The 11,337-nt window shown below is 61.7% G+C and carries 10 protein-coding genes and 1 pseudogene; 6 read left to right on the top strand and 5 right to left on the bottom strand.

Annotated features, from left to right (window positions below; all coding sequences use genetic code 11):
• Positions 1–202 (top strand): transposase (locus GNZ12_RS00460; RefSeq protein WP_407947668.1); only part of this gene is annotated, 202 nt, incomplete at its 5' end.
• Between the two features lie 14 nt (positions 203–216).
• On the opposite strand, the pseudogene GNZ12_RS43855 reads toward GNZ12_RS00460, so the two are convergent.
• Positions 217–327, bottom strand: a pseudogene (locus GNZ12_RS43855) (LysE family translocator); the annotation flags it as partial.
• A 450-nt stretch (positions 328–777) separates the two neighbouring features.
• On the opposite strand from GNZ12_RS43855, the gene GNZ12_RS00455 reads away from it, so the two are divergent.
• The gene (locus GNZ12_RS00455; protein ID WP_172308506.1) at positions 778–1,041 is read left to right on the top strand and encodes an H-NS family nucleoid-associated regulatory protein; all 264 of its coding nucleotides are present in this window, start codon (positions 778–780) and stop codon (positions 1,039–1,041) included.
• Positions 1,042–1,329: 288 nt separating this feature from the next.
• On the opposite strand, the gene pcaG is transcribed toward GNZ12_RS00455, so the two are convergent.
• Together pcaG and pcaH are read right to left on the bottom strand one after the other, a co-directional pair.
• On the bottom strand, positions 1,330–1,917 hold the full coding sequence (gene pcaG / locus GNZ12_RS00450) for a protocatechuate 3,4-dioxygenase subunit alpha (RefSeq protein ID WP_172308505.1): 588 nt from the start codon (positions 1,915–1,917) through the stop codon (positions 1,330–1,332).
• A 3-nt stretch (positions 1,918–1,920) separates the two neighbouring features.
• Positions 1,921–2,625 carry a protocatechuate 3,4-dioxygenase subunit beta gene (pcaH, locus tag GNZ12_RS00445; RefSeq protein WP_172308504.1) on the bottom strand — a complete coding sequence of 235 codons (705 nt, stop codon included), beginning with the start codon at positions 2,623–2,625 and terminating at the stop codon, positions 1,921–1,923.
• A gap of 107 nt (positions 2,626–2,732) precedes the next feature.
• On the opposite strand from pcaH, the gene pcaQ reads away from it, so the two are divergent.
• The gene (gene pcaQ, locus GNZ12_RS00440) at positions 2,733–3,731 is read left to right on the top strand and encodes a pca operon transcription factor PcaQ (RefSeq protein ID WP_172308503.1); all 999 of its coding nucleotides are present in this window, start codon (positions 2,733–2,735) and stop codon (positions 3,729–3,731) included.
• Between the two features lie 274 nt (positions 3,732–4,005).
• Positions 4,006–5,139 (top strand): 4-hydroxyphenylpyruvate dioxygenase family protein, encoded by a 1,134-nt coding sequence (locus GNZ12_RS00435; protein WP_172308502.1) that lies wholly within the window; start codon positions 4,006–4,008, stop codon positions 5,137–5,139.
• A gap of 31 nt (positions 5,140–5,170) precedes the next feature.
• On the opposite strand, the gene GNZ12_RS00430 is transcribed toward GNZ12_RS00435, so the two are convergent.
• Positions 5,171–6,103 (bottom strand): LysR substrate-binding domain-containing protein, encoded by a 933-nt coding sequence (locus GNZ12_RS00430; protein ID WP_172308501.1) that lies wholly within the window; start codon positions 6,101–6,103, stop codon positions 5,171–5,173.
• A 168-nt stretch (positions 6,104–6,271) separates the two neighbouring features.
• Between GNZ12_RS00430 and GNZ12_RS00425 the strand changes: the two genes are divergently transcribed.
• Both GNZ12_RS00425 and GNZ12_RS00420 read left to right on the top strand, forming a co-directional pair.
• Entirely contained in the window at positions 6,272–7,309 is a 1,038-nt protein-coding gene (locus tag GNZ12_RS00425) for a DUF1338 domain-containing protein (RefSeq protein ID WP_216673043.1), read from the top strand.
• Between the two features lie 52 nt (positions 7,310–7,361).
• Positions 7,362–10,391 carry an FAD-binding and (Fe-S)-binding domain-containing protein gene (locus tag GNZ12_RS00420; RefSeq protein WP_172308500.1) on the top strand — a complete coding sequence of 1,010 codons (3,030 nt, stop codon included), beginning with the start codon at positions 7,362–7,364 and terminating at the stop codon, positions 10,389–10,391.
• Between the two features lie 153 nt (positions 10,392–10,544).
• Here GNZ12_RS00420 and GNZ12_RS00415 read toward each other — a convergent pair whose 3' ends face one another.
• On the bottom strand, positions 10,545–11,177 hold the full coding sequence (locus tag GNZ12_RS00415) for a helix-turn-helix domain-containing protein (protein WP_172308499.1): 633 nt from the start codon (positions 11,175–11,177) through the stop codon (positions 10,545–10,547).
• Positions 11,178–11,337: the final 160 nt, after the last annotated feature.

Here is an 11,337-nt window from a genome sequence, read left to right as displayed (position 1 = left end):
GTGCCTTGATGTCACCTTCAATGAGGACGCCAGCCAGATCCGGCTACGCAATGCCGCGCTGAATTTCTCCTTCCTGCGCCGGCTCGCCATCAACCTGTTCCGCGCCGATTCCAGCCGCGCACTCAGCCTGCCAAAGAAGCGTAAGGCCGCCGCCTGGAATCCCGACTACCTTGCACAGGTCTTGAATCTACAGAAAATTTGATGCTCCGGCCCTGCGCGCGAGAGTCCGATGGCATTGCGGGCAACGATGACAAAGCTCGGCCCTGGACTCATTGCACCGAGCAGCAGTGCGGCCAGGATTGTGACGATGGCTGTCGAGGCGGGCATTTTTGTGTCTCCGGAGGGGGCGATGCGGATCGCTGAAACATAGCATGAGGGAGCGAGGTTTTGTTTCTGGTCAGCGTTAATAACATCAGCAAGAAATGAATAGGGCAGTGCCGAACGCAAACAGAACAACAAAGAAAGCCCATCGTCGCAGGCCAACAGTCAGTTGCTGCAAGCAGCGGAAATTGGATGCTAGAATTGCCCTCCATACGCTGAAGCAGCCTCGGAGCACCGAGGCCGATCAAGGGCGAGACCCGAGCCGTTTGCCGACGAATTCCCCGAAATCCAAGATTTATTGGGCATGGTTTCCAGATGCGAGTTGTCACGCATTGGGAGCGGCATTGTGAGTTCGATTTGCACTCAACCCATCTGATTCATGCATAGGCTTCGCGTTGTTTAGCGAAGCCTTTGTTTTTCCAACGCGAGTATGATCAGCCGCGAACTTGGTACGTTATGAAAGAGCGAGAAGAACAACGGCTGTTCGACCTCGACGGGAATGCGCGTGAGCGCCTGATCGTGTGGATCCGCCGACGCATGGATGAATACGGCATTACGATGGAAGCACTCGCCGATGCGATCGAAGCCGACAAAGCCGCGACCCGGGCCGTGATGTATCGCGACGCCTACGGTAATACGTGGGACGGTCACGGCGATAAACCTGATTGGCTCGCGCGCGCGATCTACGCCGGACAGAATATCGATCACTTCCGTTGTTAAGCGTAGCCTCGGTTTACACTGCTAATCGTTTTCCTGCGTGGCTGCGCTACATCGCGTTATCGGCCTGGTGGTGCCAGCCTATCGGCGGGTCGTAACGTGCTCACTGAAAAGCAAACTGATCGAGTTGCGCCAATTGATTCGGTATCCAAACTGATGGCTGCCCGGGCGCAAAAACCAAAAAAAAGCCCGCGCAGGGCGGGCTGAACTACTCGGAGTTTCGCGATCTAGTCGCTAGACAGATCATCTCCAGTGTATGTGAAGGCTATATGAAAGTATGGAAAATCCGTATTACAGGTCGAAAAACACGGTTTCCTTGTCACCCTGCATATAGATATCGAACCGGTACACATTGGCCGTATTAGGCTCGCGACGCGCGATCAGTGTGCCACGCCGTTCCGCAGGAACCGCTGCCAGCACGGCATCCCGTTCATTCGCCTCGGCTTCGTCCTCGAAATAGATGCGCGTGAAGGTGTGCAGCAGCATGCCGCGCATTGTCAGGATCACATTCACATGCGGCGCTTCGTCCGGGCTTGCGCGGCCGGGTTTCACCGTTTCAACGACAAACCGTTGGTGTGGATCTGTCCCTGTACCGACGCGGGCGAAGCCATGGAAACCCGTCGTCTGGATTTCCTCGCGTGATTCCGGGTAGTGACCTTGCGCATCCACTTGCGACATTTCCAGCATTGCATCGCCGATCACCTTGCCGTCGCCGTCGAAGACCTGGCCGACGATCGTGATGTGCTCGCCGGCCGCTTCACGGTCGGCCAAAACCGGCGTAAACAGGCTTTTGAAGTCGAAATCATATTGCTGCGGGCACAGACCGTAGGCGAAGTAAGGTCCAACCGTTTGCGAAGGCGTTTGCTTGAGGGTCGTCATGGCTTAGCGCTCCATCGGGGTTTCGTTGCGGCCGCGCAGCACGATGTCGAAGTCGTAGCCGAGCGCATAGGCCTCCTGTGTCGTATCGAGCGAGAAGTTTGCAACCAGGCGGTCGCGCGCGTGCTCAGGCGTGCCCTGGAAAATCGGGTCGAACGCCAGCAGCGGGTCGCCGGGGAAATACATCTGCGTGACGAGGCGCGAGCCGAAATGGTCGCCGAACAGCGAGAAGTGAATATGGTTCGGACGCCACGCGTTCGGGTGATTGCCCCACGGGTAAGCACCCGGTTTGATCGTCAGAAAGCGATAGCGGCCTTCGTTGTCGGTCACGCAGCGGCCTGCGCCGAGGAAGTTCGGGTCGAGCGGCGCGTCGTGCTGATCGTTCTTGTGCACATAGCGGCCGGCTGCATTGGCTTGCCAGATCTCGACCAGCGTATTGCGCACCGGACGGCCGCCTTCGTCGAGCACACGGCCCGTCACGATGATGCGTTCGCCGAGCGGCTCGCCATTGCGTACCGCATTGCGCGTCAGATCGTGATCGAGCGCGCCGAGGTCTTCCGTGCCGTAGACCGGCACGCGCTGGTCACGCAGCTTTTCCTTTAACGGAATCAGCGGACGCGTCGGGCCGCGTTTGACCGATGAACCGTAGCCGGGATAGATGTAGGCAGGATGGGACGCGAAGTCGCGCGCGGTGAGAAAGGACTCGTCCATCAGTGTCTCCTTCGAGGAATTGTGGGATACAGCGTATGGAGCGACTTTATCTAACCTGGACGGTTATGCAAAATGACGTTTTCGCCCTTTTCGTATAACCTCTCGTTATGCAACGCAGCCTCGCGGACAGCCGCGTCAAATTCCGTCATCTCCAGTGCTTTCTGGCCGTCGCGCAGTTCGGCAGCGTGCAGCGGGCCGCCGAAAGCCTGTCCATTACGCAGCCCGCGGTCTCCAAGACGGTCGCTGAACTGGAAGCGATTCTCGGTGTGAAGCTGTTCGAGCGCGGCCGCCACGGCGCCGTGCCAACCCGCGAGGGGCAACTGTTCATGCCGCATGCGAGCGCCTGCGTCAGCGCGTTGCGACAGGGCGTCGATTTGCTGGCGCGCGCGGAAGGCGCCGCTGCGGCCACGCTGGAAATCGGCATTCTGCCGACCGTCGCGGCTGCGCTGGTCCCACCGGTGCTGAAGCTGTTCGCCGCGCTTTGGCCGCGCGTGATCGTGCGCCTTGCCACCGGCGCCAACCCCGAATTGCTCGAGCGCCTGAAGGCGGGCACGATCGAATTCGCGATCGGGCGTCTGGCGGACCCGGAAAGGATGGTCGGGCTCAGTTTCGAGCAGCTTTTCAGCGAGCCGATGATTGCTGTGGTCCGCACCGGGCATCCGTTGGCGCTGGGCGCCGGCTTGCCGGCCACGTCGCTGGAGGATTTTCTGGTGGTGCTGCCGCCGTTCGGCACGTTGATCCGGCAATCGGCTGAGAGCCTGCTGAGCGCGTGGGGCGTGCCGCCGTTGTCGGGATTTGTCGAAGTGCTGTCGGTGTCGACGGGGCGCGCGTTGACGCTCGAGAACGACGCGGTGTGGTTCGTGCCGTTGAGCGCGGTCGAATATGAACTGGCGCACGGGATGCTGGTGCGCTTGCCCTTGCCGTTCGCGGGCACCGGCGAGCCCGTGGGGCTGATCCGGCGCTCGGACACGCAGCCGTCGCCGGTGGGCCGGGCGTTCATCGATGCCGTGCGCGAGGTCGCGCAGCAGCGCATGGCGGCGGGCACGGGCAAGCCTGCGGCCAAACGCGTGTCGAAACGCAGCCGCGGCAGCACGCCCAGGATCTGAGGCATAGCGCGCAGCGGTGCAGGCGCCGCGAGAGACGCAGAAGGCGCACGCTGCCACCTGATTCGCCGCGTGTGAACCATCTAGTACAAAATGAAGGTTGCGAGCGCCCTGCTACCCGGTGTACAAACACGGTGCAAATGCCGTCGTGAACCGCATTGCTGCGGCACATCACACTTGCGATGTCACACTGTGGGTGGTTGACGGCGTGCACCGAATAGCAGAAACATCACGACCACTCAGAACAGCGTACGAAAGTCTGTACAAGGAGATTGCCATGCCCAGCGACTTGCCCACTCCAGACGTCGCGTTGCGCGCCGTGGCGGCACCTGAGCACAACCCGCTCGGCACCGCCGGCCTCGAATTCGTCGAGTTCGCCTCGCGTGAACCGAAGGCGCTCGGCGAGACCTTCACGAAGCTCGGCTTCAAGGCGATCGCGCGCCATATCAGCAAAGACGTCACGCTGTATCGCCAGGGCGAGATGCATTTCCTGATCAACGCCGAGCCGGATTCGTTTGCCGAGCGCTATGCCGAGGAATATGGCGCAGGCATCTGCGCGATCGGTATTCGCGTGGCCAACGCGCAGCGCGCCTTCGACCGTGCGATCGAACTCGGCGCATGGGCGTTCGAAGGCGAACGCCGCGGCGCGGACGAACTGCTGATTCCGGCGATCCAGGGCATTGGCGATTCGCACATCTATTTCGTCGACCGTTGGCGTGGCCGCGGTGGCCAGCGCGGCGGTCTCGGCGACATCTCGATCTTCGACATCGACTTCCGGCCGATCGAGATCGATACCGCACAAGCCGATTTGAGTCACGCCGGCACCGGCCTCGTCGCGGTCGATCATTTGACGCAAACGGTCGGCGAGGGCCGGATGCAGGAGTGGCTCGATTTCTATCGCGACCTGCTCAACTTCCGTGAGATTCACGAGTTGCATGCGAACTGGCATGTGTCGGCGGAATCGCGCGTGATGGTGTCGCCTTGCGGCGCGATCCGCGTGCCTTTGTATGAAGAAGGCACGCGCCGCACGAATCTGATGCATGAGTATCTGCCGGACCATCCGGGCGAAGGTGTGCAACACATCGCGCTGGCCACGGACGACATCTTCGCCTGCGTTGAGCAACTGCTGGCGAATGGCGTCGAATTCGTGGAGCCACCGCCGCGTTATTACGAGCAGCTCGATGCGCGCCTGCCGGGTCATGGGCTCGATGTCGAGCGGCTCAAGCGCACCCATGTTCTGGTGGATGGCGAGATCGGTGCCGACGGCGTGCCGTTGCTGTTCTTTCAGACTTTTGTGCGGCGCGGTGCCGGCGAGATCTTCTTTGAGATCGTGCAACGGCAGGGTCACCACGGTTTCGGCGAAGGCAATTTGAGTGCATTAGCGCAGGCACGCGAGCAAACCGGCGCTTAACGCTTAGCAGTTTTTACTGCATACCTCTGAATCAATCGGTATCGGGGTTGCTAGCCAGTTCAGGATTCACCGCGCTGTATGCGGCCGCTTCCCGCAGCAGCCACTCGCGAAAGCTCGTGAGCGGCTTGCCGTGACTCAACTCAGTCGGATAGACGAGGTAGTACGCTGAGTCGGCGACCGCGGGCGCGTCGAGCGGCATCACGAGTCCGAGCTGTTCGAGTTGCACGTCGACGAAAAATCGCGGCACTAGCGCGATGCCGAGACCGGCCGCGGCGGCGCTGATCAGCATCGTGTGGAGTTCGTAGCGGACCCCTTGCATCGTCCGGTTATCGTCGACACCGAGATTGGCGAACCACGACGCCCAGCCGTCCGGCCGGGTCGTGGAGTGCAGCAGGGGGTAGTCCAGCAGATCGGCTGCTGTCTCCACAGGCCGCGTCAGCAGACTCGCCGCACACACCGGCACGACTTCCTCGCTGAACAGAAAATCCGCCGACGTGCCCGGCCATGTCGGTTTGCCGTAGTGAATCGCGGCTTCGAAATGCGTATCGGCAAAGGGGAAGGTGCCGGTGCGCACGCCCATGTTGACCCGTACATCCGGATACTGCGTGTTGAATGCCGCCAGCCGCGGAATCAGCCATTGCGATGCGAAGGTCGGCAGCACGGCCAGTTCCAGATAGCCGCCGCCGCTGCCATGCGCAATGATCGACAGCGTGTCGCGGTCCAGTTGCTCCAGCGAGCGCCGCACCTGCGCGCTATAGACCTTGCCCGCCTTGGTCAGCACCACGCGCTGCTTCACGCGCACGAACAGCCGCACGCCGAGATTGCTCTCCAGCGTATTGATCTGCCGGGACACCGCGCTTTCGGTGAGGAAGAGCTCGCGCGCCGCATGCGTGAAGCTCTCGTGCCGCGCGGCCGCTTCGAAAGCGAGCAGCGCGCCCATGTTGGGGATCTTGAACTTTCGCATGTTGATTCCAAAAACGCATCAAGTGGCGATTTTATCTCGCTTTACGGATGGCCCGTGGATTTGAATAATCTCGTATCCAACGATGCTGTGCTTGCGTCCTGAAGCCAAGCCGGCAGGCCACCTTCAAACATACGAAAGCGTGCTCACCGCGCCCCGCCCGGAACCGATATGCGAAACATCAAGAATGCGAATGTCGAACAACTGCTGCTGAAACTGCTCGGCGCCGAGAAAACCGCGAGACTGTTCGCCACCCTGAACCATCCGCAGATCCTCAACGAATGGGAAGACGGCACCGTTACGCGCGCTGAACTGGCTGAGGCGCTGAATATGGCGCTGTTCGAAGACCTGCTGGCACGCTCGGCGAATGGCCGCCAGTACACTGAGGAGACGATCGCCGCTGGCGGCAGCGTCTACTTCGACCACGGCGCATTGCGCACTGTGCGCTGGGCAGAGAGTGGTGCACTGCCGCCGGGCGAAGCGGCGTTCGCGCGTATCCTGCGTCCGCTCGGCTTTAGCATCAACGGCCGCTATCCGCTCGACCGTCTCGGCATGACCGGCCGCGCCTGGGCGCACGAGGACGCCCCTGACGAGATCGCACAGTTCTTCGTCAGCGAATTGCATCCCGAGCGTTTTTCGACGGAATTCCAGCAGGCGGTGACGAACGTGATTGGCGCCTCGCGCGATCCGCTGACGCCGCAAGCCGCCGGCCAGTTGTGGGAGCTCGAACGCGAAGGCGTGCTGCCGCTTGAGGCGGCTCATGCGTTGCTGCCGGTGATCGTCGGCGCGTTCGCGCGTCAGCACGAGACGCCACGCGAAGCCGATTACGAAGTATTGTTGAAGGAGTCGGCGGAAATGGCGTGGATCGCGACCGAGGGTAACGCCTTCAATCACGCCACGCATCGCGTCGCGGACGTGTTCTGGCTCTCCGATGACGAAAAGGCGAAGGGTCGTCCGATGAAGCCGGAAGTCGAGCGTTCGCGTTCGGGCCGCGTGTTTCAGACCGCGTACCGTGCGGACATCGTGCGGCGCGAATTCCGCGCGGCTGACGGCAGCATCGTGACGCGCGACGTGCCAGGTTCGTTCTACGAGTTCATCACGCGCAAGCGGACCTTCGATCAGGACGCGCGCCGCTGGGAAACGGACCTGCGTTTCGACGCGGGCAACGCACAGGGCATCTTCAAGATGACCGCGAGTCAGGCTGCGTGATGCGCCGTTCAGGCCGTAGCGCAAGCGTTGGACATGAGACGTGAGGGCCGCAGTGGGAACGTCATTGGATGAAGAGCAGGGCGCGGGCGTGAATGCTTCGTTGAGCGACGCGGCTTATGGCGCGTTGAATGGCACGTTGAAAGAACCACGCGTTGCCAAGCCCTTTCAAGGGACCGCTGCCGTCATGCAGGCGCTCGAAATCGACTTGCGCCGCAACGTGCGTGGCGAAGTGCGTTTCGATCAGGGCTCGAAAGCGCTGTATGCCGCGGATGCGTCGAACTATCGGCAAGTTCCGCTCGCCGTTGTGGTGCCGGCGGACGTGGACGATCTGCTGGAAACGCTTGCTGCCTGTCGCCGCAATGACGTGCCCTTTCTTCCGCGCGGCGGCGGCACCTCGCAGAACGGCCAATGCGTGAACGTCGCGGTAGTGGCTGACGCGAGCAAGTATGTGAACCGCGTCGTGTCGGTCGATCCTGTAGCGTGTGTCGCGCTCGTCGAACCGGGCGTAGTCTGCGATACCTTGCGCGACGCCGCAGAAGAGCACGGCCTCACGTTCGCCCCCGATCCCGCGACGCACAGCCGTTGCACGCTCGGCGGCATGATCGCCAACAACTCGTGCGGCGCGCATTCGGTGATGGCCGGCAAGACGGTCGAAAACGTCGAGGCGCTGGAAATCGCGACCTTCGACGGCGCGCGTTTCTGGGTCGGTCCCACCGCGGACGACGAACTCGAGCGCATCATCACAGCAGGCGGCCGCCAGGGCGAAATCTATGCCGCGCTCAAGCGGCTACGCGACACCTACGCCGATCAGATCCGCGCGAAATTCCCGCAAATCAAGCGGCGCGTATCGGGCTTCAACCTCGATCAACTGTTGCCGGAATACGGCTTTAACGTAGCGCGTGCGCTGGTCGGCACCGAGGGCACATGCGCGGTGACCCTGCAGGCGAAAGTGCGGCTCGTGAAGAGTCCGGCGAAACGCGTGATCGTCGTGGTCGGTTTCACGGATATCTACACCGCCGCGGATGCCGTGCCACATTTTATGCGCTGCGGGCCGATCGCGATCGAAGGACTTGACCGCGCGATCATCCGCGGCTTGCAGGCGCGCGGTTTGAAGAAGGACGAGATCGCGTTGCTGCCGGAAGGCGACGCGTGGGTCGTGCTCGAATTCGGCGCGGATACGCAAGACGATGCTGTGCGCCAGGCGCAAACCGCTGCGGCGTATTTTTCGTCGGGCGAAGCCGGACCGAACGTGTCGGCGATGCTCGTCGAGGATCGCGCGTTGCAGGCGAAGGTGTGGTCGATTCGCGAGACGGGGGCGTCGGCAGTGGCGTTGTCGGTGGAGGCGGGCACGCCGGATCCGGTCGTCGGCTGGGAAGATGCGGCGGTTGATCCGTTGCGTCTCGGCGATTATCTGCGTGCGTTTCAGGCTTTGGTGGATCGTTACGGCTACGAGACGAGCCTCTACGGCCATTTCGGCGATGGCTGCGTGCACGCGCGCATTACCTTCGATCTGCGCAGCGCCGAAGGCGTCGCGACGTGGCGCAAGTTTCTGCGCGAAGCAGCGGAGCTGGTGGTCGAATTCGGTGGCTCGCTCTCGGGTGAGCACGGCGACGGTCAGGCCAAGGCGGAGTTCCTGCCGATCATGTATGGCCCCGAACTGATGCAGGCGATGGAGCAGTTCAAGGCGATCTGGGATCCGGCCAATCGCTTGAATCCAGGCAAGGTCGTGCATGCGTATCGCGCCGACGAAAACCTGCGCATGGGACCGGCCTACAAACGGGTGACCTTGCAAACAAAGCTCACCTTCGCGAGCCAGGAAGGCGACGGCTTTCAGCGCGAGATCGAGCGATGCATCGGCATGGGCAAGTGCCGCTCGCTCGAAGGCGGCACGATGTGTCCGAGCTATCGCGCGACGCGTGAAGAGAAGTACTCGACGCGTGGCCGCGCGCATCTGTTCTGGGAAATGCTGCAAGGCGACGTGATTGTCGATGGCTGGCAAAGCCGCGAAGTGAAAGAGGCGCTCGATACCTGCCTCGCGTGCAAGGGCTGCAAATCCGATTGCCCGACGCATACGGATATGGCTTCATACAAGGCTGAATTTATTTCGCATTACTATGAGACGAATCGTCGGCCGCGTCAGGCGTTGTTTATGGGGCGGATTGGCGAGTGGGCGCCGTGGGCGGCAAGGTTTCCGAGGCTGACGAACTTTATGACGTCGGCGCCTGGGTTGGCCCAGGTCGGCAAGTGGGTCGCTGGGGTGGCGCAGGCACGTGCGTTGCCGAAGTTTGCTGAAGAGACGTATCGGCAGATTGCGCGGCGCTCGCTCAAGGATGAGGGAGGCGCTCGTGCGCCTGGTGAGGTCAAGAAGGTCATCTTGTGGGTCGATACCTTCAACGATCACTTCACGCCCGAGATCGCGCAGGCCGCTACCGATGTGTTGAAGCAAATAGGGTGGCACGTCGTGCTGCCAAAGAACCGCTTGTGTTGTGGACGCCCGCTGTATGACTTTGGTTTGCTCGACCGTGCGCGCGCGTTGCTGACCACGATTCTCGATGACCTCGGGGACGATATCGCTGCGGGTGTGCCGTTGGTGGGTCTTGAGCCCGGTTGCTTATCGGTGTTCAAGGATGAGTTGCTGAAGCAGCTTCCCGGTCATGCTTTGGCGAAAAAGCTGTCGGCGCAAACTTTTCTGTTCTCCGATTTCGTCGCGCGTCAGCCGTTCGATTGGCCAACGCTTGCAGCAGACGTGATCGTGCATGGACATTGTCACCAGAAGGCGCTGTTCGGTATGCAAGGCGATACTGCGCTGCTGAACAAACTCGGGGTGAAATGGAAACTGCTCGATACGGGATGCTGTGGGATGGCGGGATCGTTCGGCTTTAACGACGCGCATCACGCGCTCTCGGAGAAGATCGGCGAGGACACGCTGTTTCCGGCTGTGCGTGCCGCTGCAGCGGCCAACGCGGAAACGATTGTGCTGACCAACGGCTTCAGTTGCCGTGAGCAGATCGAACAGGGGACTGGGCAACACGCAATGCACATTGCACAACTGGCGCAGCGGGCGTTGGCGGCGCGTCGTTAAGGTGGGGTGGCGGCTGTGTCGTTGGCAATGGCGGTGCCATCCGCCCCGGTTTCGCTTTTGGCGTTTAGATGCGCTGTGGCGCGGTTCTGAACTGCACCCCGAAGGTGGACACCCGTCCATGCTTTTGGGGCGCAGTTTATTCAGGCGCCTCGGCTATTTTTTCGCCGGTTCTGCCGTGGCCGATGTCTGCGGGATGTCGGCGCTGGTCGCCATCCACAACACTTCGGCGTCTTCTTCGCTGGTGGAGACCGCGGCGTGACCGGTGCGGCTGTCGAAGTAAAGGCTGTCGCCGGCGTTCAGATGCGTCGGTGCGTACAACTCGGAATACAGGCACACGCTGCCGCTGATCACGTACAGGAATTCTTCGCCTTCGTGACGGCCCCAGTCGTCGAACGCGTCGAGCGTGTGCGCCGAGATGCGGATGCGGAACGGCAACATCGCTTTGTGCGCCAGATCCGTGGCGAGTAACTCCATCTGATAACCGCGATAGGCGTGGCGCTGGCCTTCATTTTTGCGGGTCAACGCGCGGCGGCCGCTGGCGCTGACTTTGGGTGTCGAGCCGAATAGCTCGCCGATTTCAATCTTCAGGCCGAGGACGATCTTCTGAAGGACGTCGAAAGTCGGGGACATCAGGCCGTTTTCGACTTTGGAGAGGGTCGAGCGGGAGACGCCGCAAAGCCGGCTCGCGGTTTCCAGCGTCAAGTCCTGCGCCTGACGGGCGGCGCGGACGCGGCGGCCGAGGTCGGTTGTCGATGGATCGGCGGGTTTGGTGAGGTGGGTGTCCATGGGGTCCAACAGCTTGAATGCGCGCCTTAGGAGGCGGGTCGTGTTTCCGATAATAACATTTGAGCCAGGCGAGGACTGTTGGCGACTCTGCGGATGACCCCTTCGCCGTTCGTGCGCCGCCAGGACGGAGATGGAACGGGGCGCTACCTGCCACACGGCG

Source organism: Paraburkholderia solitsugae, assembly GCF_013177695.1.
Taxonomy (GTDB): domain Bacteria; phylum Pseudomonadota; class Gammaproteobacteria; order Burkholderiales; family Burkholderiaceae; genus Paraburkholderia; species Paraburkholderia solitsugae.
The sequence above is the reverse complement of the archived record's forward strand: the minus strand, read 5'-3'. Positions and strand labels throughout refer to the sequence as shown.